Origin of the sequence: Micromonospora sp. WMMD998, assembly GCF_029581235.1 — a bacterium.
Lineage (GTDB): Bacteria > Actinomycetota > Actinomycetes > Mycobacteriales > Micromonosporaceae > Micromonospora.
In genome coordinates this window covers 4,762,189-4,784,157 of the sequence record NZ_CP120740.1, presented here as the reverse complement: position 1 = coordinate 4,784,157, position 21,969 = coordinate 4,762,189, and the positions used below count along the sequence as shown (strand labels likewise).

The 21,969-nt window shown below is 72.4% G+C and carries 19 protein-coding genes and 2 pseudogenes; 14 read left to right on the top strand and 7 right to left on the bottom strand.

What is annotated here, in order from left to right:
- The first annotated feature begins 2 nt into the window (after window positions 1-2).
- From O7619_RS21735 to O7619_RS21690, 10 genes are read left to right on the top strand one after another with little or no spacing between them, the layout of a single operon-like run.
- Entirely contained in the window at window positions 3-2,024 is a 2,022-nt protein-coding gene (locus O7619_RS21735; RefSeq protein WP_282288895.1) for a dipeptide ABC transporter ATP-binding protein, read from the top strand.
- Window positions 2,021-4,072 (top strand): hydantoinase/oxoprolinase family protein, encoded by a 2,052-nt coding sequence (locus O7619_RS21730; RefSeq protein ID WP_282283096.1) that lies wholly within the window; start codon window positions 2,021-2,023, stop codon window positions 4,070-4,072. The genes O7619_RS21735 and O7619_RS21730 overlap by 4 nt, the downstream gene beginning before the upstream one ends.
- Window positions 4,069-5,757 carry a hydantoinase B/oxoprolinase family protein gene (locus tag O7619_RS21725; protein ID WP_282283095.1) on the top strand — a complete coding sequence of 563 codons (1,689 nt, stop codon included), beginning with the start codon at window positions 4,069-4,071 and terminating at the stop codon, window positions 5,755-5,757. Before O7619_RS21730 ends, O7619_RS21725 begins: the two co-directional genes overlap by 4 nt.
- Entirely contained in the window at window positions 5,750-7,420 is a 1,671-nt protein-coding gene (locus O7619_RS21720) for a hydantoinase B/oxoprolinase family protein (RefSeq protein WP_282283094.1), read from the top strand. Before O7619_RS21725 ends, O7619_RS21720 begins: the two co-directional genes overlap by 8 nt.
- Entirely contained in the window at window positions 7,417-8,682 is a 1,266-nt protein-coding gene (locus O7619_RS21715; RefSeq protein WP_282283093.1) for an amidohydrolase family protein, read from the top strand. Before O7619_RS21720 ends, O7619_RS21715 begins: the two co-directional genes overlap by 4 nt.
- On the top strand, window positions 8,679-9,092 hold the full coding sequence (locus tag O7619_RS21710) for a nuclear transport factor 2 family protein (RefSeq protein ID WP_282283091.1): 414 nt from the start codon (window positions 8,679-8,681) through the stop codon (window positions 9,090-9,092). Before O7619_RS21715 ends, O7619_RS21710 begins: the two co-directional genes overlap by 4 nt.
- Window positions 9,089-10,093 (top strand): NADPH:quinone oxidoreductase family protein, encoded by a 1,005-nt coding sequence (locus tag O7619_RS21705; protein ID WP_282283089.1) that lies wholly within the window; start codon window positions 9,089-9,091, stop codon window positions 10,091-10,093. Before O7619_RS21710 ends, O7619_RS21705 begins: the two co-directional genes overlap by 4 nt.
- Window positions 10,090-10,419 (top strand): TIGR04076 family protein, encoded by a 330-nt coding sequence (locus tag O7619_RS21700; RefSeq protein ID WP_282283087.1) that lies wholly within the window; start codon window positions 10,090-10,092, stop codon window positions 10,417-10,419. Before O7619_RS21705 ends, O7619_RS21700 begins: the two co-directional genes overlap by 4 nt.
- On the top strand, window positions 10,416-11,414 hold the full coding sequence (locus tag O7619_RS21695; protein ID WP_282283086.1) for an LLM class flavin-dependent oxidoreductase: 999 nt from the start codon (window positions 10,416-10,418) through the stop codon (window positions 11,412-11,414). The genes O7619_RS21700 and O7619_RS21695 overlap by 4 nt, the downstream gene beginning before the upstream one ends.
- 5 nt (window positions 11,415-11,419) lie before the next feature.
- The gene (locus tag O7619_RS21690; protein ID WP_282283085.1) at window positions 11,420-12,508 is read left to right on the top strand and encodes an alpha/beta hydrolase; all 1,089 of its coding nucleotides are present in this window, start codon (window positions 11,420-11,422) and stop codon (window positions 12,506-12,508) included.
- Window positions 12,509-12,575: 67 nt separating this feature from the next.
- Here the strand turns inward: O7619_RS21690 and O7619_RS21685 are convergent, their stop codons facing one another.
- Window positions 12,576-13,205, bottom strand: a complete 630-nt coding sequence (locus O7619_RS21685; protein ID WP_282288894.1) for an XRE family transcriptional regulator — start codon at window positions 13,203-13,205, stop codon at window positions 12,576-12,578.
- Window positions 13,206-13,344: 139 nt separating this feature from the next.
- Here O7619_RS21685 and O7619_RS21680 point away from each other — a divergent pair, with 139 nt between their 5' ends.
- Both O7619_RS21680 and O7619_RS21675 read left to right on the top strand, forming a co-directional pair.
- Window positions 13,345-14,181: a methyltransferase domain-containing protein gene (locus O7619_RS21680; RefSeq protein ID WP_282283084.1), complete on the top strand. Its 837-nt coding sequence runs from the start codon at window positions 13,345-13,347 to the stop codon at window positions 14,179-14,181.
- Between the two features lie 119 nt (window positions 14,182-14,300).
- On the top strand, window positions 14,301-14,534 hold the full coding sequence (locus O7619_RS21675) for an NmrA family transcriptional regulator (protein WP_282283083.1): 234 nt from the start codon (window positions 14,301-14,303) through the stop codon (window positions 14,532-14,534).
- A gap of 89 nt (window positions 14,535-14,623) precedes the next feature.
- Here the strand turns inward: O7619_RS21675 and O7619_RS30170 are convergent.
- The 6 genes and pseudogenes from O7619_RS30170 to O7619_RS21640 all read right to left on the bottom strand — a co-directional run.
- Window positions 14,624-15,020: pseudogene (locus O7619_RS30170) on the bottom strand (TniB family NTP-binding protein); the annotation flags it as partial.
- Between the two features lie 119 nt (window positions 15,021-15,139).
- Window positions 15,140-15,706 (bottom strand): hypothetical protein, encoded by a 567-nt coding sequence (locus O7619_RS21660; RefSeq protein WP_282283079.1) that lies wholly within the window; start codon window positions 15,704-15,706, stop codon window positions 15,140-15,142.
- A 67-nt stretch (window positions 15,707-15,773) separates the two neighbouring features.
- The gene (locus O7619_RS21655) at window positions 15,774-16,724 is read right to left on the bottom strand and encodes a hypothetical protein (protein ID WP_282283077.1); all 951 of its coding nucleotides are present in this window, start codon (window positions 16,722-16,724) and stop codon (window positions 15,774-15,776) included.
- A 418-nt stretch (window positions 16,725-17,142) separates the two neighbouring features.
- Window positions 17,143-18,035: pseudogene (locus O7619_RS21650) on the bottom strand (IS5 family transposase).
- Between the two features lie 130 nt (window positions 18,036-18,165).
- Window positions 18,166-18,351, bottom strand: coding sequence for a sigma factor (locus tag O7619_RS21645; RefSeq protein WP_282283075.1), 186 nt, complete (start codon window positions 18,349-18,351; stop codon window positions 18,166-18,168).
- Between the two features lie 127 nt (window positions 18,352-18,478).
- On the bottom strand, window positions 18,479-18,820 hold the full coding sequence (locus tag O7619_RS21640) for a hypothetical protein (protein ID WP_282283074.1): 342 nt from the start codon (window positions 18,818-18,820) through the stop codon (window positions 18,479-18,481).
- An 801-nt stretch (window positions 18,821-19,621) separates the two neighbouring features.
- On the opposite strand from O7619_RS21640, the gene O7619_RS21635 reads away from it, so the two are divergent.
- Window positions 19,622-21,088, top strand: a complete 1,467-nt coding sequence (locus O7619_RS21635) for an endo-1,4-beta-xylanase (protein WP_282283073.1) — start codon at window positions 19,622-19,624, stop codon at window positions 21,086-21,088.
- Between the two features lie 104 nt (window positions 21,089-21,192).
- Window positions 21,193-21,966 carry a hypothetical protein gene (locus tag O7619_RS21630; RefSeq protein WP_282283071.1) on the top strand — a complete coding sequence of 258 codons (774 nt, stop codon included), beginning with the start codon at window positions 21,193-21,195 and terminating at the stop codon, window positions 21,964-21,966.
- Window positions 21,967-21,969: the final 3 nt, after the last annotated feature.

Below are 21,969 nucleotides of genomic sequence, written 5' to 3'. Positions count from 1 at the left end.
CCATGCTGTCGATCGAGAACCTCTCCGTGACCATCCGGCGACCCGGCCGGCAGGTCGCCGCGCTCAGCGGCGTGACCTTCGCCGTGCGCCCCGGCGAGGTCGTCGGCCTGGTCGGCGAGAGCGGCGGCGGCAAGAGCATGGTGGCCCGCGCCGTCGTGGGGCTGCTGCCCGGCGGCTCGCACGCCACCGGCCGGGTGCTCGTCGGTGACGCGGACGTGCTGCGCATGGACGACACCGCGCTCGCCGCCCACCGCGGGCGGGGGGCGGCGATCTGCTTCCAGAACCCGCGCGGCGCGCTCAGTCCCACCCGCACCGTCGGCAAGCAGCTCGTCGACCGGCTCGCCACCCACCAGGAGATGTCCGGCGACCGGGCCCGGGAGGCGGCGCGCGAGCTGTTCGAGTCGGTGGGCATCCGCAGCGCGCGGCGGCGGCTCGACGCGTACGCCCACGAGCTGTCCGGCGGCATGGCCCAGCGGGTGATGATCTCGCTGGCCACCGGCTGCGCCCCGGACCTGCTGATCGCCGACGAGCCGACCACCGGCCTGGACGTGACGCTGACCCGGGAGATCCTGCGCCAGTTCCGGCAGGCGGCGGACGCCGACGGCCGGGGCGTGCTGCTGATCTCCCACGACCTCGCCTCGATCGCCGAGGTCTGCGACCGGGTGGTGGTGCTCTACGCCGGCACGGTGGTGGAGAGCGGACCGGCCGCGCAGGTGCTGCGGGAGCCCGCGCACCCGTACACCCGGGCCCTGCTGCGCTCGGTGCCGGACGTCGGCGGGCGGCCGGTCGTCGCCACCCCCGGCGCCATGCCCCTGCTGACCCGGCCACCGGAGAACTGCCCGTTCGTCGCCCGCTGCGCGCACGCCGACGGCACCTGCTCGGCCGAGCGTCCGGCCACCCGGCCGCTCGCCGGCGACTGGTCGCTCGCGTGCTTCCACCCGCAGACCCGGCCGCTCGACGCGGACCAGCCGTCGGGACCGGTCACGCCGCCGGCCGTCGGGGCACCGGCCGGACCGGACCCGAAGCCCGCCGTGCTGGAGATCGAGGACGCGCACGTCGTCTACCGCAGCCGGTTCGGCTCCGGCGGGCACCACGCGCTGCGCGGCGTCACGCTGCGGCTCGGCCCGGGCGAGACACTCGGCGTGGTGGGCGAGAGCGGCTGCGGCAAGAGCACCCTCGCGAAGCTCGTCATGGGCCTGGTCGCGCCCACGTCCGGCACGGTCACCGTCGCCGGGCAGGCCCTGGTCAAGCAGGCCGGTCGGTCCCGGCCGCGCGGCCGGGCGTTGCGCCGGGCGCGCACCCGGGCCCAGCTCGTGTTCCAGGACCCGATCGGCTCGCTGAGCCCGCGCCGTACCGTCGGCGACGCCATCGCCGAGCCGCTGCGGGCCGCGGGCCTGTCCCCGGCGGAGCGCACCGCGCGGGTCGCCGCCGTGCTGGACCGGATGGAACTGGACCGCGCGGTCCTCCAGCGGTATCCGCACGAGCTGTCCGGCGGCCAGGCCCAGCGGATCGGCATCGCCCGCGCCCTGGTCGGCGAGCCGGACCTGATCGTCTTCGACGAGCCGACCTCGGCCCTGGACGTCACCGTCCAGGCGCAGATCCTCGACGTGATCGCCGACGTGGCCGCCGACGCGGACCGCGCCTCGGTGTTCATCTCCCACGACCTGGCGACGGTGCGGGGATTTGCCGACCGCGTCGTGGTGCTCTACCTCGGCCGGGTCGTCGAGGAGGGGCCGGTGGACGTCGTCTTCGACACGCCCCGGCACCCGTACACCCGGGCGCTGCTGAACAGCGCCCCCCGCCTCGCCGGGACGGCCGGCGACGGCGGGGCCGTGGAACTGGTCAAGGACCTGGAAGAAGCCGACGCCGCCACCGGATGCCCGCTCGCGGCCCGGTGCCCGTTCGTCACCGACCGGTGCCGATCGGAGCGGCAGGAGCTTCAGTCGTACGGCGAGAGCCGGGCCGCCTGCTGGCGCGTACCCGAGCTTCCCGCCCTCATCGGAAGGCAGGCCCGCACGCCATGACCCGTCGCCCCATCCGGCTCGCCGTCGACATCGGCGGGACGTTCGTGGACGCCATGGAACTCGACACGCGCACCAACCGGGTCCGCTTCCGCAAGGCGGCGACCACCCCGGCCCGGCCCGCGGACGGTGTGCTCGCCGCGATCACCGCGCTCGGCACCGACCTGTCCGAGGTGGAGCTGTTCATCCACGGCACCACGCTCGGACTCAACGCGGTGCTGGAACGCCGGGGCGGTCGCACCGGCATCATCACCAACGAGGGTTTTCGGGACATCTTCCTGATCGGTCGCGGCAACGTGCCGTCCGAGCACATGTACGACTTCCAGTACCAGCGGCCGGAAAGCCTGGTGCGGCGCCGGTTCACCGCCGGGGTGCGGGGCCGGCTCGACCACCGGGGGCAGGAGGTGGAGCCGCTGGACCCGGAGAGCGTCCGGGCCGCCGCCCGCACGCTCGTGGTGGACCAGCAGGTCACCTCGATCGCCATCTGCTTCCTGCACTCGTTCCTCGACCCGAGCCACGAGCGGGCGGCGGCACGCCTCATCCACGAGGAGTTCCCGGAGGTCAGCCTGTCGCTGTCGACTGACATCGTGCGCGAGTACCGGGAGTACGAGCGGACCAGCACCACCGTGCTGGAGGCGTACATCCGGCCGATCTTCGAGCGGTACGTGGACGAGCTGGAGGCCGGGCTGGCCGGGCGCGGCTTCGCCGGACGCTTCCTGATCATGCGGTCCGGCGGCGGCTCGATGACGAGCGCGGTGGCCAAGACCGCACCCACCCACACCGTGCTCTCCGGCCCGGCCGGCGGCATCGTCGGCGCCGCCTACGTCGCCGCCGAACTGGGCCGGGACAACGTGCTCACGTTCGACATCGGCGGCACCTCGCTCGACGCCTGCGTGATCGAGCGCGGCAGCCCGGTGGCCGCGTACGAGGCCCAGTTGGAGCACTTCCCGCTGCTCATCCCCACGTACGACATCCGGACCATCGGCGCCGGCGGCGGTTCGATCGCCTGGCTCGACCACGGGCTGCTCAAGGTCGGCCCGCAGAGCGCCGGGGCCGACCCCGGGCCGGTCTGCTACGGCCGCGGCGGCACGAAGCCGACCGTCACCGACGCGGCGGTGGTGCTCGGCTACGTCGACCCGGAGCGTTTCCTCGCCGGCACCATGGGGCTGCGGGACGCCGAGGCGCGCGCCGCCATCGCCGAGCAGCTCGCCGAGCCGCTCGGCCTGAGCGTGGAGAACGCGGCGGCCGGCGTGTTCGACGTGCTGCTGGCCCGCACCGTCGGCGCGGTCCGGCAGATCACCGTCGAGCGGGGCCACGACCCCCGGCGGTTCGCGTTGCTCGCGTTCGGCGGCGCCGGGCCGCTGCTGGCCCCGTTGCTGGCGCGGGAGATGGGCATCGGCGAGGTGATCGTGCCGTTCGCGCCGTCCGGCTTCTCCGCGTGGGGCATGCTCTCGGCCGACATCGTCAACGACTTCAGCCGTACCGTGATGGCCACGCTCGACGACGCGGACCTGGCGGAGTTGGAGCAACTGTTCAAGGCGGTCGAGGCCGAGGCGGTGGCGTCGCTCGGGGCGCAGGGCGTGCCGGCCGGTGAGGCGGTGCTGGAGCGGCAGTTCGAGCTGCGCTACCTCGGCCAGGAACACAGCCTGATGGTGACCGTCGGGCGCGAGCTGGACCGCGACGCGGTCCGCGCCGCGTTCGACGAGACGCACCGCGCCCGGTACGGCCACACCATGGGCAACCCGTTGCAGATCCTCAACCTGCGGGTGCGGGGCATCGGCCGCACCGACCGGCCCGAGTTGCCGACCCTCCCGCGCGGGGACGGCGACCCGTCGCAGGCGTTGCTGACGCACCGGGACGCCTACGACTTCGGGCGGCACGCGGTGGTGCCGTTCGCCGTCTACGACCGGGCCGGCCTGGAGCCGGGCGACACCTTCGGCGGGCCGGCGCTGATCGACGAGGGCACCTCCACCACCGTGGTGCCGAGCGGCCAGCGGGTCACCGTCGACGACCACGGATACCTGCTCGTCACCCTGGAGGAGGCCGCATGACCACGCTCGACGGAGCCCAGGTCGAGGTCGTCCGCAGCTATCTGTTGTCGGCGGCCGAGGAGATGCGGGCCACGCTCATCCGCACCTCGTTCAACCCGGTCATCTACGAGGTGCACGACTTCGGCCTGTCGATGTACGACGCCGACCTGCGGCTGGTCGCCGAGGCCACCGGGTTGACGTTCTTCCTCGGCGCGAACGACTTCTCGCTGCGCAAGGGCGTGGAGTACGTGGGCCGGGAGAACCTGCACCGCGGCGACGTGGTGCTGCTCAACTACCCGTACTGGAACGCGGCGCACGCGTACGACGCGACGCTGTTCGCCCCGGTGTTCCGGCCCGACCCGGCGGACCCGGACGCGGACGGCGACCTGGTCGGTTTCCTCTGCGTCCGCGCGCACTGGATGGACCTGGGCGCCAAGGACCCGGGTTACGTGCTCGACTCGACCGACATGCACCAGGAGGGATTGATCTTCCCGGGCACCAAGGTCGTCTCCCGGGGGCGGCCGGTGCGGGAGATCCAGGAGCTGATCCGGTTCAACTCGCGGATGCCCGACGCGGTGCTCGGTGACCTACACGCGCAGATCGCCGCGCTGCGTACCGGCGAGCGCCGGATGTTGGAGATCGTCGAGAAGTTCGGCCGGGACAGCGTCGACCAGGCGATCGACCGCATCATCGCCGACGGGGAGACCCGAACCCGCGCGGCGCTGGCGACCCTCCCACAGGGCACCTGGACCGCCGAGGACTGGGTGGACGACGACGGCATCACCGACGACCCGGTGAAGATGCGCGTCACCGTGACCATCGCCGACGGGCGCTTCGTGGTCGACTTCGCCGGCTCGGCCGCCGCCACCCGCGGGCCGATCAACATGCCGTTCGGCGCGACCGAGGCGATCTGCAAGGTCGTGCTGAAGTCGCTCACCTCGCGCGACGAGCCGTCGAACGCCGGCACGGTCGCGCCGATCGAGGTGCGGGCCGAGCCGGGCAGCCTGTTCCACGCCGTCTATCCGCAGCCCACGTTCACGCTGTGGACCGGCATCGTCGCGGTGGAGCTGATCCTCAAGGCGTTGGCGCAGGGCATGCCGGACCTGCTGCCCGCCTCCTCCGGCGGCGACGTGCCCGGTTTCATGATGGTCGGCCTGCACCCGGACACCGGGCAGATGTTCGCGGTCAGCAACAACGACCTGGTGGGCTGGGGCGGCACCGCGCGGCACGACGGGATGGACGCCGCCACCCACGTCTCCGGCAGCACCGGCCGGGGCACCCCGATCGAGGTGATGGAGGCCAAGACGGGGATGTTCTTCGAGCGCTGGGAGATCCGCACCGACTCCGGCGGCGCGGGCCGCTTCCGGGGCGGTTGCGGGCTGCGGCGGGACATCCGGTTCGTGACGCCCGGCGAGTTCCTCACGGTGATCAAGAAGACGAAGAGCGCGCCGTGGGCGCTGGCCGGCGGCGCGCAGCCGGAGCCGAACCAGGTGGTGCTGTTCCCGGGCACCGACCGCGAGCACCGGGTGAGCACCAAGCGCACCACGGTCGCGGTGGGGGACCGGGTGACGCTGCTGACCGCAGGTGGCGGCGGGCACGGCGACGTGCGCAGCCGTGACCCCGAGGCGGTACGGCGGGACGTGGCCGAGGGCTACGTCTCGCCGGAGGCGGCCCGGGACGTCTACGGGGTGGACGTCGATGGGTGAGCCGACGGTCGACGGGGCGACCGTCGAGGTCGTCCGCAGCCACCTCGTCTCGGCCGCCGAGGAGATGCGGGCCGCGCTCGTGCGCACCGCGTTCAACCCGGTCATCTACGAGGTGTACGACTTCGGCATCTCCATCTACGACCGGCACCTGCGGCTGGTCGCGGAGTCGACCGGGCTGTCCCGCTTCCTCGGCGCCAACGACTACTCGCTGCGCCGGGGCGTGGAGTACGTGGGCCGGGAGAACCTGCACCGCGGCGACGTGGTGCTGCTCAACTACCCGTACTGGAACGCGGCGCACACCTACGACGCGACCATGTTCGCGCCGGTCGTGCTGCCGGGCGGCGAGGAGCTGATCGGCTTCCTGTGCATCCGCGCGCACTGGATGGACCTGGGCGCCAAGGATCCCGGTTACGTGCTCGACTCCACCGACATGCACCAGGAGGGGATCGTCTTCCCCGGCACGAAGGTGTATGCCCGGGGCGAGCCGGTGCCCGAGATCCACGAGCTGATCCGCTTCAACTCGCGGATGCCGGACCTCGTGCTCGGCGACCTCAACGCGCAGATCGCCGCGCTGCGCACCGGTGAGCGGCGGATCACCGAACTGTACCGCGACTACGGCCCGGCCGTGGTGGACGCGGTGGTCGACCGGGTGATCGACGTCGCCGCCGAACAGGCCGCCGAGGCGGTGGCCGCCCTGCCGCAGGGCACCTGGACCGCCGAGGACTGGCTCGACGACGACGGCGTCTCCGACGAGCCGATCCGGATGCGGGTCACCGTCACGGTCGCCGACGGCGAGTTCACGGTGGACTTCGCCGGGTCGTCGCCGGCGGTGCCCGGGCCGGTGAACCTGCCGCTGGGCGCCACCATCGCCACCTGCCGGGTCGCGTTCAAGGGCGTCACCACGCCCCACGAGCAGACGAACGCCGGGCACTTCGCGCCGCTGCGGGTACGCGCCGAACCCGGCTCGCTGTTCCACGCGGAATATCCGGCCGCCACGTTCACCCAGTGGACCGGCACGGTCGCGGTGGAGTTGATCCTCAAGGCGTTGGCGCAGGGCATGCCGGACCGGCTGGCCGCCTCCTCCGGCGGCGACGTGCCCGGTTTCATGATGGTCGGCCGGCACCCGGACACCGGGCAGATGTTCGCCGTCAGCAACAACGACCCGGTCGGGTGGGGCGGCACGCCCGGGCACGACGGGATCGGACCGGCGAACCACCTGTGTCAGACCCAGGCGCGCAACACACCCGTCGAGGTGCTGGAGGCGAAGACCGGGATGTTCTTCGAGCGGGTGGAGATCCGCACCGACTCCGGCGGCGCCGGCCGGTTCCGGGGTGGTTGCGGCCTGCGGCGGGACATCCGGTTCGTGACGCCCGGCGAGTTCCTGATGGTGGTCAAGAAGACGAAGAGCGCGCCGTGGGCGCTGGCCGGCGGCGCGCAGCCGGAGCCGAACCAGGTGATCGTCTTCCCCGGTACGGACCGGGAGCACCGGGTGAGCACCAGGCGTACCCCGGTGGCGGTGGGGGACCGGGTGACGGTGCTGACCGCCGGTGGCGGCGGGCACGGCGACCCGGGGTCGAGGGATCCGGAGGCGGTACGGCGGGACGTGGCCGAGGGCTACGTCTCCCCGCGGGCCGCCCGAGACGTCTATGGAGTGATCGCGTGAGTGCCGCCTATTCCCCCGAGCCGTCGAGCCTGCTGCTCGGCAACTGCACCGTGCTCGACGCCCGCGTGGTGACCGGCATGACGCCCGTGACCGGGGCCGGGGTGTGGGTCCGCGGCGACCGGATCGCCGCCGTCGGGCCGTACGCCGAGGTGGCCGCCGAGGCGCGGACCGCCGGCCGGCTGACGGAGGTGGACCTCGACGGCGCGTACCTGACGCCCGGTCTGGTCAACATGCACACCCACTTCTCGTTGTCGCTGCCCGGCGCGGGCGGCGACAACGTCAAGGGGATGGGCCCGTACGACCTGGCCCACTACATGGCCGACGGGGCGCGGCGCACCCTGCACTCCGGCGTGACCACGGTGCGCTGCGTGGCGGAGAAGGACCACGCCGACTTCGCGTTGCGGCGGGCGATCACCGCCGGCCGCACCCCGGGCCCGCGCATCCACACCGCCGGCCGGGCGCTCGTCTGCACCGGCGGGCACGGCCACGAGAGCAACGACACGCTCGAATGCGACGGCCCGGTGGGGTTCCGCCAGGGCGTCCGCAGCCAGATCAAGGCCGGCGCCGACCTGATCAAGGTGATGATCTCGGGTGGCATCGCCGGCGAGCACGAGAGCATCCACACGCCCCAGCTCTTCGCCGACGAGATGACCGCAGTGATCGAGACCGCGCACGCGTGGGGTCGCAAGGTGACCGCGCACGCCGGGCCGGCCGAGGTGATCGGCGCGGCGGTGGAGCTGGGGCTGGACTGCGTGGAGCACGGCTACCAGCTCACCCCGCAGGTCGCGGCGCGGATGGCGGAGCGGGGCACCGCGCTCGTACCGACGCTGCTGGTGACCCGCTGCAAGGAGTTCTTCGACGAGTTGGGCGTGCCGGAGTGGATGCAGTGCCGGTCGCTCGGCGCCGGTCCCCGGCACCTGGAGAGCTTCGACCTGGCCGTCGCCGCCGGGGTGGAGGTGCTGCTCGGCAGCGACATGCCCCCGTTCTGGCGGTTCGAGGGCACCACCGCCTCGGTCCGGGAGCTGGAGTTCATGGCCGAGCGGATCGGCACCGCGCGGGCGCTGCACGCCGGCACGCTCGGCCCGATCCGGTGGCTCGGCGCGGAGTCCGACCTCGGCACGGTCGAGGCCGGCAAGCTGGCCGACCTGATCGCCACGGACGCCGACCCGCTTGCCGACACCTCGGCGTTCCGCGACGTGCGGTGGGTGATGAAGGGCGGGCAGATCGCCCGCGACGACCGCAACCAGGAGGAGACGCGATGACGTTCGCGGAGGCGGGCGCGGCGGAGATCGCCGCCGGCATCGATGACATGTACGCCGCGTTCCTCGCCGGGGACCGGCAGCGGTTCGACGCGCACCTGCATCCCGAGGTGACCACCTGGGAGACGCACCTGCCGGGGCCGCTGCGGACCCGGGCCGAGCTGGACGACTACCGCGCGCGGCGGGACGCCGCGGGTCAGCGGCCCCGGCTGGCGGTGCTCGCCGCGCGGGACAAGCGCATCGACGTCTGGGGTGACTGCGGCGTCGCCCGGTACGTGCTGGTCTCGCAGCCCGGGCCGGACGACGCGCCGGAGCTGACCCGGGTCACCGACGTGGTGCGCCGGATCGACGGCCGCTGGGTGATCGTGCACCATCACGCCGAGCTGGTGCGCGATCCGGTGGGCGCGGCATGATCCGCCGGCTGGTGGCGGAGCGGACCGGCGAGCCGGCGGACGTGCTGTCGGTCGCCGACCTGCCCGACGACCCGCCGCCCGGCCCCGGCGAGGTGCGGCTCGCGGTGCGGACGGTGGGCCTGAACTTCCTCGACGTGATGCTGTGCCGGGGCGAGTATCCGGTGCGGCCGGACCCGCCGATGACGCCCGGCGTGGAGGTGGCCGGGCGGGTCGTCGCCGCCGGCGCCGGGGCGGAGCACCTGCTGGGCCGGGAGGTGCTCGCCTGCCCGGCGCTGCCGCGCGGCGCGCTCGGCACCACGGTCACGGTGGACGCCGCCGTGGTGGTGCCGCGACCGTCCACGGTCGACCCGGTGACCGCGGCGGCGTTGCCGGTCACCTACCAGACGGCGTGGTTCGCGCTGGAACGGGCCGGCGTCACCGCCGGGCAGACCGTCCTGGTGCACGCCGGCGCGGGCGGTGTCGGCATCGCCGTCGTCCAGCTCGCAGTGGCGCGCGGCGCCCGGGTCCTCGCCACCGCCGGCGGCCCGGCCAAGACGGCGATCTGCCGCGACCACGGCGCCGAGGTGGCCGTCGACTACACCGCCGGGGACTTCGTGCCCGCCGTGCGGGAGGCCACCGGCGGCCGGGGCGTGGACGTCGTGGTGGACCCGGTGGGCGGCGACGTGTTCGCCCGCTCCTGGGACTGCCTCGCCTTCGAGGGCCGCCTCGTCGCGGTCGGCGCGGCCGGCGGCGCGCCGCCGGCGGTCGACCCGCTGCGGCTGATGGCGGCGAACGCGACGCTCGTCGGCCTCTCCTGGGGGTCGCAGTATCCGTGGCAGCGGCCGTCCGCGGTCGAGTCCGCCTATCAGGAGCTGTTCGACATGTGCGCCTCCGGCGCGGTCCGGCCGCCGGTCAGCCGCGTGGTGTCGCTGGAGGAGACGCCCGCGGCGCTCACCGAACTGGCCGAACGCCGGACCACCGGCAAGATCATCGTGCGGATCGACGAAGGGGAGGGGCCGTGAGCGACACCGCGGACGGCGACATGGAGATCTACGACCTGCGGGTGACGGTCGACCGGATCGAGGGCCGGTCGGTGTGCGGCATGGCCGTCGGCGACCACTTCGACCTGACCAACAGCGCCCACCTGCGGATCCCCGAGGGAAAGCACTTCTGCGTGTACGCGCTCGCGTCGGTGCTGCCCTTCCTCGCCGCCAAGCAGCGTGACCTGGCGCCGGGGGACTGGCTGGACCAGGACTCCCACTTCATCTGCCCCGATCCGGAGGAGCGGCTGGTCATGAAGGTGGAACGGACGTGCCGGCGACGGATGAACTCGGCGGAGCTGACGTGACCGTCGAGATCGGACTCGGCCTGCAGAGCGACAAGCCCGCCGGCGTCTACGCCCGGCTGGCCCGCGCCGCCGAGTCGCACGGCTTCGACGTGCTCACCGTCTTCGGCGACCTGATGTACCAGCCGCCGATCTTCCCGCTGCTGGAGATGGCCCAGGCGACCGAACGGGTACGCCTCGGCACGGCCTGCCTGAACCCGTACTCGATGGCCCCGTACGAGATCGCCGGCCAGCTCGCCGCCCTGGACCTGGCCTCGCACGGACGGGCCTACCTGGGGCTGGCCCGGGGGACCTGGCTCGGCGCGGTCGGCCTACCGCAGCCGCGACCGCTGACCACGATCGAGGAGGCCGTCGAGGTCGTCCGCCGCCTGCTGCGCGGCGACCGGAGCGGGTTCGACGGCCGGGTCTTCTCGCTGGCGGCCGGCACCGCCCTGCGGTACGCCGTGCACCGGCCCGACCCGCCGCTGCTGCTCGGCGCCTGGGGCCCGCAGGGCGCGGCCCTGGCCGGCCGGATCGCCGACGAGATCAAGGTGGGTGGCAGCGCCAACCCCGACATGGTGCCGGTGATCCGCGAGCGGCTCCGGGCCGGCGCGGAGCGGGCCGGGCGCGACGTCGCCGACGTCGGCATCGTGCTCGGCGCGGTGACCGTGGTCGACACCGACGGCGCGGCGGCCCGGGCGAAGGCCCGCACCGAGGTGGCGATGTACCTGGCGGTCGTGGCGGAGCTGGACCCGACCGTGGCGCTCCCCGACGACCTGGTGAAGCGGGTCGGCGAGCTGGTCGACGCGGGCGAGCACGAGGCCGCCGGCCGGTCGATCCCGGACGACGTGCTGGACCGGTTCGCCTTCTCCGGCACCCCCGAGCAGGTCGCCGCGCAGGCGCAGGCGCTCATCGACGCCGGTGTCCGCCGGGTCGAGTTCGGCACGCCGCACGGCCTGACCGACGAACGCGGCGTGGACCTGCTCGGCTCCGCCGTCCTGCCCCTGCTGCGCAGGTGAGCCCGGTGCTGCTCACCGTCGTGATCGGTCCGGGCCTGGTGGCCGACACCGCGTTGCTGACGTCCCTCGTCGCCGGCGCCTGCGCCGAACTGGACGTCACCGGCGAGGTCGTGGCCGCCGCCTCGACCGACGAACTGCGGTCGCGGCTCGCCGCGCCGGAGGGGCCGGTGGTGGTGCTGCCCGGCCCCACCCCGCCGGCCCGCGCGCTGATCGGCGCGCAGCCGCCGCACGCGGTCTGGTACGACCTCACCGTCGAGCCGCCGGTGCCCGGCGCGGTCCACCTGGCCGGCCGGGGAGCGTGGGGCGTGGTGTGGGCGGTCCGGCACGCCGTGCACCGCTTCCGCGCGCCCGCGACCCGGGTCGCCTACGGGTCCCACCCGGAGCAGTGGGGTGACCTGCGGCTGCCGGTACCGCACGACACGCCCGCGCCGGTCGCGGTGCTGCTGCACGGCGGTTTCTGGCGGTCGGTCTGGGGCGCGGACCTGATGGACGCCCTCGCCGTCGACCTGGCCGACCGCGGCTACGCCTCCTGGAACGTGGAGTACCGCCGCCCGGACCGGCACGGCTGGGACGCGACCACGCGGGACGTCGAGGCGGGCCTCGCCGCGCTGCGTGACCTCGCCGCCGACCGGCCGCTGGACCTGGGGCGGGTCGTGGTCCTGGGCCACTCGGCCGGCGGGCAGCTCGCCCTGCGGGCCGCGGCGGACCTGGCCGGCCGCGCGGGCGGGCCACGTGTCGCCCTGGCGGTGTCGCTGGCCGGGGTGCTCGACCTCACCGAGGGCGAGCGACGCCACCTCGGCGACGGCGCGATCTCCGCGGCCCTGGGCGGCTCACCGGCGACCGCGCCCCGGCGGTACGCCGAGAGCGACCCGATGCTGCGGTTGCCGGTCGGCGTGCCCACCCTCCTCGTGCAGGGGACGGCGGACAGCCCCGACCTGGTCGACGCGAACCGTCGCTACGCCGTGGCGGCGGCCGAGGCGGGCGACGCCGTCCGCCATCTCGAACAGCCCGGGGACCACTTCGCCGTCATCGACAGCGGCGCGGACATCTGGCAGGACACCATGGCCGCCGTGGACGCCCACCTGGGTCGCTGACACCGGGCCCGGTGCCGAATCGCCCTCCGTGTTCACCAACGTGAACAAACGTGGAGTTCGGCGTGCCTCAGAACAGGCGGGGCGTGACCACCGAGACCACCGTGGTCACCGAGTCGGTGTCGTTGTACATCTGGTGCGGCACCGACGAACGCAGGTGCACGCTGTCGCCCGGGCGCAGCCGGTGCTCCACGCCCTCCACCTCGTAGAGCAGCTCACCGGAGATGACGTAGGCGAACTCCTCGCCCCGGTGCCCGTACGCGTTCTCCCGCCGCCCGCCCGGCGCGATGTGCACGAGCATCGGCTCCAGCACCAGGTCCGGCCCCCGGTCGGAGAGCATGCGATAGGTCTGCTGCCCGGACACGTACTGCGTGGCCGGCGTTTCCGCCCTGGTCAACGTGAAATGCCGGGGAAGCGGGGAGACGTTGCTGTCCGACGCGCCGGTGCCGGCGTCGAAGAAGTCGGCCACCGAACGGTCCAGCGCCTTGGCGACGCTGCCGAGCGCGGTCAGGCCGATCGAGGAGATCCCCCGCTCGACCTGGGACAGGAAGCCGATCGACAGGCCGGCGCGGGAGGCGAGGCCGCGCAGGGTGAGACCGCGCTCCTTGCGGTAGCGCCGGATCCGGGCCCCGACCACGCCGGCCGGGGTGCTCTCGTCCCCGGCGCCACCGGCGCCGGCCGGCTGCGGCCGGGTGTCCATGGACCGCACGTGGACCTCCTGTCACCGGTGGCGGGGAGCCCGCCCGAGATGTTCGATGCTATCGAACATGCCCGCGGGTGTGCGAGGGGTGGCCGGTCGCATTTCCCCTCGCCGCGGCGGTCGGCGGGAGAATGCGGTCATGAGTTCATCGCAGCCCGGCGTCGACCCCGGGCCGGACCCGACCGCGGACCACCGCTACCTGCTCGACAACGCCCGGGCGGAGGCGGGCGAACGGTTCACCTGGCTGGCCGAACTGTTCGACGGCGTCACCCGGGGGCACGTCGACCGGCTCGGCGCGCGACCGGGCTGGCGCTGCTGGGAGGTCGGCGCCGGCGGCCCCGGCATTCCCGAGGCGCTCGCCACGGCCGTCGGGCCGACCGGCCACGTGCTGGCCACCGACATCGACCCGGCCTGGTTGGACCCGCACGGCGGGTACGAGGTGCGCCGGCACGACGTCGTCGCGGACCCACCGCCGCAGCCGGGCACGTTCGACCTGGTGCACGCCCGGCTCGTCCTCGTCCACCTGCCCGACCGCGCCCGGGCGTTGGCGACGATGGCGGCGGCGCTGCGGCCCGGCGGTTGGCTGCTGGTGGAGGACGCCGACACCGAGTTGCAGCCGCTGGCCTGCCTCGACGAGGTCGGCCCGGCGCAGCGGCGCGCCAACCGGTTGCGGCGCGCGGTCCGGGAGTTGATGACCCGCCGCGGCGCCGACCTGCGCTTCGGCCGGACGCTGCCCCGGGCGTTGCGCGCGGCGGGCCTGGTCGACGTGGCGGCGGCCGGGTGCTTCCCGGTCGGCGGGGTGGCCTGCGACCGGCTGGAGGCCGCGACGGTGCGCATGGTCCGCGCCGACCTGCTCGCGGCGGGGCTGGCCGACGACGCCGAGATCGACGCGCACCTGGCCGCCGTCGACGCCGGCGAGCTCGACCTGACGCTCGCGCCGCTGATCTCGGCATGGGGACGGCGCCCGCCGTCCTAGGGTGCGGGCCGGCGGCTCGCTGCCGGGCCGGTGGCCGCGGCCGTCGACCACCGGGGGAGAGACGGTACGACTGCCCGGCGCCCCTGTGCAGCCGATGGCCTCGGCCGACGTGGCGCGGGGTGGCCGAGGTCGCCGTGGGGCAGCCGCTGAACGGCGTTCGTAACGTGGCCGGCCCTGAGGTCTTCCCGCTCGACGAACTTGGCCGGATCACCCTGGCGGCCAAGGACGACCCCCGTACCGTCGTCACCGACGGTGCCGCGGGCATGTTCGGCGCGGTGCCCGGTGACGTCCTGATCGCCCCGCGCGACGCCGTCCTCGCCACCACCACCTACCGGGACTGGCTGGCCCGCTAGGACCGACGCCGCACGCCGGGGCAGGCCGCGCTCCGGCACGGACAACGCCTCCAGCGGGCCGGGCTGCGGATGCAGCGGCCACCGAAGCGTCACACCAACTCCCGCTCGAACAGGCGGCGCCGCTCGGTAGGCCCAAGGTAGGAAACCAGCAGCAGGGTGCGTTGGTTGATGGCTTCCTCGCCGGAGTCGATCGCGGCGATCGCCGCATCCGTCAGCAGCCGGGCCAGCTCACCGATCGTGCCTTCGCTGCGAGTCAGCAGGTAGGCAGCCATATCCTCGGTGGCGATCGGTGAGGGCGGCGCAGCGGGAACGAGGTGGCGAGATGGCCAGCAGCGAGCACGCCTCTGCGTTCGGCTCCCACCGCGGCCGGGGGAACGGCTCGAACCGGTTCTCCAGGTGGTCGTCGGAACAGATCGCCAGGTACGCCTCATGAGCGCCGACCCCGACCAGGGGGATGCGCAACTCGTTGCCCAGGAACCGAATGATTACTGAGGGCGGACCGGGCGTGGTCCGGACCACTCGGCGCGAGCAGAGTTTAGGTTTCTGGCCGCCGGCGCCCGCGGGCGCCGGCGAGGCCGTCGAGGGTGCGCTCGGACAAGGGACTGTCAGTCGATCTGGGTTACGATCTGGCCAGTGGTGTCGCGGCCGACAACGGCGGTGATATCGGCGAGGTCCATCCCGTCGGGCTTGGCGTCGCCGCGGGGAAGCCAGACCGCATAGGCGCCGACCTGGCGACCGTCCGTCGCGGGCAGCGGATGGACAGCGGCCGTGGCAGTCTCGCCGAACATGGTCACGGAGACGCTGTTGACAGCACCGCGCACGGCTCCAACCAGAATGATCTCCCGCGATTGTGGGTCCAACGGCGCGGGGTAGGGCAGCGGCTTGGCGGGCAGCAGCGGTGGACCCTTGCTGTCCAGCGCCGAGGGCGCGGGGTCGCAGAAGACGCTCTCGTTCTCCTTGCCTTTTTCGTGCTGCCCTCCGGCGCGGGCCGCACGTACACAGAACGCGCCCTCGGCCAACCAGGCGGAGGTCTCCCAGCCGGGTATACGCGCGTCCAACACCACGGGGCGGCCCGTGGTCGGCGGACGCCTGGCGGGGGCGGGATGCCCGGCAGCGCAACCCTGCACGGCGAGCAGGCCGGCTACGACGATCGCGATGATGCGAGTGCGCATGTCTTAAGTATTCCGGCTAGATGTCCCCGCGGCGACCAATAGCCGCCGCGGGGACGAAGTTGTCAGGTCAGCAGAAGCAGGCGTATTGCCAGCCGATGCGGTAGTTCATGTACACGGTGGGAGTGCTCCACGGCAGCCGCACCGTGCTGGCACCCGACGCGCTGCGGCTGTCGTTGGAACCGCCGGCGCTCCCGCCGTGCCATTCCACCTTGTGGACCGTCTGGTTCCAGGTCACGTTCCAGCCGTCGTTGCAAAGCGGCACCTGGTAGGAGAGTTCGACGACCTGGCTCAGACCGACGGTGAATTGGCCGCAGTTGATCCCGTTCTGGTTGGCCGACGGTGATGCCTCGATGATCTCAACGCCGGAACCGGACCAGGTGATCTCGGTGGATCCCTTCTGCAGTTCCTTGCCGCCGCCGAGCACGCCGGTGCCCCAGCCGTGCGCTGTCCCGGAGCCCGCCCCGTACCAAGCTGAGGCGTCTGCATCATCCACGTTGTACAGCTTGTAGCAGCCGGACCACTCGAAATCGGGGTCCGGGGTGTTTGTCTCGCTGTAGACGCAGCCGGAGGCCGCAATCGGTGGCTCGTCCAGGAGTGCGACGCCCTGTGGTTGTGCCTCCTGTCGCGCCCTGGCAGGGCTGAATCCCGCAGCGAGTGCGTCGGCATAGACGCTGCGGCCCGCAGCCGAGTATGCGGCGGCCTCGGCCGAGGACTGGCCTAAGCCCTGCGGGTCTACGATATGCACCTCACGGTCGTAAACGCGCCGACCGTCCTGCGTTGTGGTGGGAGACATGGAACCCGTGAAGATCACCTTCGCGCCGGCGGACGCGACGACAGTGATCCCTTCGGTATAGCGCAGGCGGACGGCCGAGCCGCTGTACAGCGGCTCGGTAGACAGCAGTGCAGGGCTCCAAGCCTTCTCTTCGTCCGCTTGTGCGGCCTGCGCCGCTACCGCCATCAGCATCGGACCGGCTAATAGTGCGGCGGTCACGGTGGCGAGTGTGCGATGCAACTTCATTGACTGGCTCCTCCATTAACCATCGATGAATGTTGCTACGTACACGCGAGGTCGGGCGTCGCATGCTGCACGCGGCGGCGGTCGACTTTCCAGATCGCGGCGCAGAGCCTTGAGTGCTCGTGCCGTCTGGCTGGTCACCGTTCCCGTCGTGCACCCGAGCACCTGCGCGGTCTGCGTGACGCTGAGATCACCAAAGAAGCGCAGGGCGATAACGGCCCGCTGGCGCGGACCTAGTCGCTGCAAGACGGGCAGCAGGGATCGGCGATCATCGACGGCGTTGTGCGATGCAGGGGCCAGCAGGGTATCTGTTGCAGTGATGGACATTGTGGTGCTCTCGTGTCGCCAGCGCGACCGACGACGTTCAGTCAGAAAGTTGCGGACAAGGACACGGTGGGCGTAGGGACTGTGTCGAAGTCGGTCACAGCCACTCGTTGATCGCGGCGATGTGCACGGTGGCCTCGTAGCGGACGGCGAGTTTGTCGAAGCGGGTGGCCACGGCACGGTGGCGTTTGAGGCGGTTGATGCCGCACTCCACGGCGTGACGCTGCCGGTACCGCTGGGGGTCGAAGGCCGGTGGCCGGCCGCCCTTGGACCCCTTCTTACGCCGGTTCGCGTCCTGATCGGCCTTCGACGGGATCGTCGCGGCGATCCCACGTCGACGCAGATAGCGGCGGTTGGCCTTCGACGTGTACGCCTTATCAGCCAGGACCCGGTCCGGGCGGGTCCGGGGCCGGCCACCGCCGAGACGGGGCACCCGGATCCCGTCAAGCACCGGGATGAACTGCGGGCTGTCCCCGCGCTGCCCGGCGGTCAACACGATCGACAGCGGCTTCTGCCCCTGCTCACATGCCAGGTGCACCTTCGTGGTCAGCCCACCGCGCGAGCGACCGAGCGCATGGTCGTCCGGCTCGACCGTGACCCCGCCCGGCGGCTCGACCTGCAGATCCCCCTTTTACGCGCCCCAGCGGCGTGCTGATGCGCCCGAGCGACCGTCGAGTCCACCGACACGTCCCACACGACGCGTCCGCCCCCGTCAGCCAGGGCCTGTAACACGGTCAGGATCGTCGCCCAGGTCCCATCGCGCTGCCAACGCCGGAACAGCGCGTACACCGCCGCCCAGGACCCGTAACACTCCGGGACGTCCCGCCACGGGGCACCAACCCGTACCCGCCACCGAATCCCATCAATGAGCTGCCGTTTCGTCCATGTCGACGGCCGACCCGGCCGACGCCCCGCAGGCAGCAACGGCTCCAGCGCCGCCCACTGTGCGTCGGTCAGGTCATGCCGCCTCGTCACCGCTAGGGTGTCCACGAGGTCTCCGGTGTTCGGGTTCTGCTTGGTCGCTGAACCAGATACCGGAGACCTCGCTACATCTCGAACACCGACACGCCAAGACCCTCACCCAACAACTCAAGCCCTGGCACCGACTTCGACACAGGCCCTAGGCGCCGAGTCCTGCTCTCCGATCCAGACGGCTCCAGCGCTGGTACACCCTGAACAGCGTCGCCTGAACAAGATCCTCCGCCTCGTGCCAGTCGCCGCAGATGTCATAGGCCTCACGCCGTAGCCAATATTGGATCGAACGGACAAAACCTTCGAACTCCACCTCGTCTATGCCGTTCGTCATCGCCAGCGTCGCCTCCCCCGGCTATTCCGGCTATGCAGCAAGCGGGGCCGGCGCGTACGTGTACGCCTAAGAAGCCGCGCTACTCCAGCAACCCAACTTATCGATGTAAATAGGTAAAAGCTAGCCTTCATCCGATTTGCAAATTTTTGTTCATGATCGCTACTGCCCGCACCGCGCTAAGCTCGCGCGGAGCACCAACAGACGAGGTCGACGCTGGCAACGTCGCGGCGTGCGGCGGCGGCCAGGTCCGGTTGCCCGTCGAGTCGACGGCGTACGCGGTGACCGCGTCGGCTTGGTCCTGTTCGCTGCGGCAGATGCCGGCGCGGTGCGGGTTGGCGTACGGGTTGGCTCGCAGGCCGGGCGCGGCGCGGCCGATGTAGACCGCGCCGGCCGGGATGCGCCCGTGGTGCAGGTCGCCCAGCACCCGTACCCGCCGGAGGTGCAGGAACTGATCTTCGGGCTGGCGCACGTGGGCCTGCCGTCGCCGGCCCGGCCCGGACTGCCCCGCCTGTGGGCCGCCGTGGTGCTCCGGCTCGCCGATGCCACCGACCCGGAGCCCTGGCTGTCCGACGACGACGCCAACCGCACGATGACTGTGGAACAGGGCGGCGATCGGCGATCTCACCCTCTCAGAGGTGGTCCAGGTGGGAGCCGACGGACCGGTGGGAGATGAACAAGCGCTGCGCGATCTCCTGGTTGCTCATGCCCTGCCCTGCCCGGCCAGGATCGCGATCTGCAACTCCTGGGCGGGCATCTGCCCCCGCTGGGGTGCCGGTGCGGCCGGCCACTCGGTTCCCCGGACGCGCGCAGGTGGTCCCGGGCCGCTTCGGCGAACGGGCGGGCCCCTCCGGTCGAACTCGTCCACTCTCGGCGACGTGCTCGCCGCGTACCCCGCTCCCCGCCGGCCTGGCCGCCGAGAAGCCCGCCTGGAAGACCGTTACGTCCTGGTTCGTGTTCGGCGATCGGGATCTCAACATTCCGGTCGCCCTGCACCGGTTCATGCCGCCGGCCAGGGCTGACAGGGCCAGGCGGTCGTCGCGCGATCGGGGACACCCGTCGCAGATCGAATTGATTCGATATAGCATCGCGACAGGGCAGCGTCACTCCGCCCGGGCGTACCACGCGGAGTGCTCGCCATCCACCGGACGGACCGGGTAGCCGGCCGGTGGCCACCGATTCGGACGCGGCCGGGTCATGCCGGCTCGACGTCCCCTGCGGCCTGCCGGTCCAGCGCGAGCGGACCGGACAGAACACCGAGGAGAAAGCACAGATGAACGACGTACCCGCTCGACCGAAACGCCGCACCAGGGCCGCCACCAGGCTGCTTCTGGGCGGGGCCTGCGCGCTGGCGATCACCGTGTCCTCGATGGCCGTGGCGACCTTCGCCAGCGCCGACCTCAGCGGACCGCCCGGGACCACGCTGAAGGCCGCCGCCGAACGCAGTGGCCGGTACTTCGGCGCCGCCATGGGGGGAGACCGGCTCAACGACCAGGGCTTCCTGACCATCGCGAACCGCGAGTTCGACATGATGACCGCCGTCAACGAGATGAAGCCCGACGCGACCGAGCCCAACCGGGGTCAGTTCGACTTCCGCGCCGGTGACGCGATCTACAACTGGGCCGTCCAGCACGGCATGCGGGTCCGTGGCCACACCCTGGCCTGGCACGCCCAGCAGCCGAGGTTCTGGGGCAGTCTCAGCGGCAGCGCCCTGCGGACCGCGATGATCGACCACATCAACGGCGTGATGGCCCACTACAAGGGCAAGTTGGCCTACTGGGACGTGGTGAACGAGGCGTTCGCCGAGAACGGCAGCCGGCGGTCGTCGAACCTGCAGTCCACCGGAAACGACTGGATCGAGGTGGCGTTCCGGACCGCGCGCGCCGCCGACCCGAGCGTGAAGCTCTGCTACAACGACTACAACATCGAGAACTGGACGTACGGCAAGACGCAGGGCGTCTACAACATGATCAAGGACTTCAAGGCCCGTGGCGTCCCGATCGACTGCGTCGGTCTGCAGACCCACTTCACCGGCGGCAGCTCGTTGCCGGGCAACTTCCAGCAGACGCTGTCGAGCTTCGCCGACCTCGGCGTCGACGTGGCGTTGACCGAGGCCGACGTCACCAACGCCTCGACCAGCCAGTACCAGGGCCTGACCCAGGCATGCGCGAGTGTCCCCCGCTGCGTCGGCATCACCACCTGGGGCATCCGGGACAGCGACTCGTGGCGCGGCAACGAGAACCCGCTGCTGTTCGACCGCAACAGCAACCCCAAGGCGGCGTACACGGCGGTCCTCAACGCGCTCAACTCCGCCTCCACCACCGTGCCGGGCACGACCACCCCGCCGACCACCACCCCGCCGACGAGCACGCCGCCGACCAGCACGCCACCCACGAGCACCCCGCCGACCAGCACCCCGCCGACCAGCACGCCGCCGGGCGCCTGCACCGCGACGTACCGGACGGTCAACAGTTGGGGCGGCGGCTTCCAGGGCGAGGTCACCGTGGCCAACAACGGCTCCGCCACCCTCAACGGCTGGACCGTGCGGCTGACGCTTGCCGGTGGGCAGACGCTCGCCAACATCTGGAACGGCATCAACACCGGCACCAGCGGGACGGTGAGCGTCCGTAACGCCGACTACAACGGGTCTCTCGGCGGGAACGCCTCGACCACCTTCGGCTTCCTGGTCAACGGCAGCAGCAACGCGGCGCCCGGCAACCTCTCCTGCACCAGCCCCTGACCGACGACACGCACCAGCGCCCCGTGCCGGGACGCGGACCGGGCCCGGAGCCACCGGCTCCGGGCCCGGGTGTGCGACCGGCCGTCAACCCATGGAGGACGACCATGCGTAGTTTCCTCGCGGTGCTCGGCGCCGCCCTGATCCTCGGCACCGCGGCCGGCAGCGTTCCGGCCGGCGCGTCCGGTGCCTCCCCCCGCTCCTGCCCCCGCGGCGTGCTCTTCTGTGAGGACTTCGAGCGGCTGCCGCCCGGGGGGCCCAGCACGCTGAGGTGGGGCGTCGACACCCGCCACGGCACGCTCACCGTCGAGCGTGCCCGCCGTGGCAACCAGGTGCTGCACGTCCATACGGTCGACAACGGACGCGCCTTCCTGCGGGTCGACGACTTCGCCGCGCCCGGCAACCGCTTCTACGGGCGGATGCGGCTGCGCGTCGACGCCTTCCCCACCGCCCCGGACTGGGCGCACTTCACCCTCGTGGAGGCGACCGGCGCGGGCAGCGCGGAGGTGGTCCGTCCGATCGGTGGCCAGTACGCGCCCACCGTCCCCGGCACCTTCTGGGGGATCGGCGCCGACGGCGGCCCGACCGGCGACTGGACCAACTGGCGGGAGTCCGCCCCGGTCACCGAGGACACCTGGCAGTGCGTCGAGTGGAAGCTCGACGCGGCGGACAACCGCGTCGCGGTGTGGATCGACGGCGTGGCGAACCCGGAGCTGACCGCCTCGACGACCGAGCACGGCGGCAACGACGTGCCCTTCGTCCTGCCGACCGTCGACACGGTGAAGATCGGCTGGCAGCTCTACCAGGGCGGCACGACGCCCGGCGCGTTCGACCTCTGGATCGACGACATCGCCCTGTCCAGCAAGCGGCTCGGCTGCTGAGCC

Bases quoted from the DNA above. Each gene is read 5' to 3' on its own strand.
- O7619_RS21735 (WP_282288895.1), top strand. From the start codon at position 3: ATGCTGTCGATCGAGAACCTCTCCGTGACCATCCGGCGACCCGGCCGG.
- O7619_RS21730 (WP_282283096.1), top strand. From the start codon at position 2,021: ATGACCCGTCGCCCCATCCGGCTCGCCGTCGACATCGGCGGGACGTTC.
- O7619_RS21725 (WP_282283095.1), top strand. From the start codon at position 4,069: ATGACCACGCTCGACGGAGCCCAGGTCGAGGTCGTCCGCAGCTATCTG.
- O7619_RS21720 (WP_282283094.1), top strand. From the start codon at position 5,750: ATGGGTGAGCCGACGGTCGACGGGGCGACCGTCGAGGTCGTCCGCAGC.
- O7619_RS21710 (WP_282283091.1), top strand. From the start codon at position 8,679: ATGACGTTCGCGGAGGCGGGCGCGGCGGAGATCGCCGCCGGCATCGAT.
- O7619_RS21705 (WP_282283089.1), top strand. From the start codon at position 9,089: ATGATCCGCCGGCTGGTGGCGGAGCGGACCGGCGAGCCGGCGGACGTG.
- O7619_RS21685 (WP_282288894.1), bottom strand. From the start codon at position 13,205: ATGGACACCCGGCCGCAGCCGGCCGGCGCCGGTGGCGCCGGGGACGAG.
- O7619_RS21680 (WP_282283084.1), top strand. From the start codon at position 13,345: ATGAGTTCATCGCAGCCCGGCGTCGACCCCGGGCCGGACCCGACCGCG.
- O7619_RS21660 (WP_282283079.1), bottom strand. From the start codon at position 15,706: ATGCGCACTCGCATCATCGCGATCGTCGTAGCCGGCCTGCTCGCCGTG.
- O7619_RS21655 (WP_282283077.1), bottom strand. From the start codon at position 16,724: ATGAAGTTGCATCGCACACTCGCCACCGTGACCGCCGCACTATTAGCC.
- O7619_RS21645 (WP_282283075.1), bottom strand. From the start codon at position 18,351: ATGACGAACGGCATAGACGAGGTGGAGTTCGAAGGTTTTGTCCGTTCG.
- O7619_RS21635 (WP_282283073.1), top strand. From the start codon at position 19,622: ATGAACGACGTACCCGCTCGACCGAAACGCCGCACCAGGGCCGCCACC.
- O7619_RS21630 (WP_282283071.1), top strand. From the start codon at position 21,193: ATGCGTAGTTTCCTCGCGGTGCTCGGCGCCGCCCTGATCCTCGGCACC.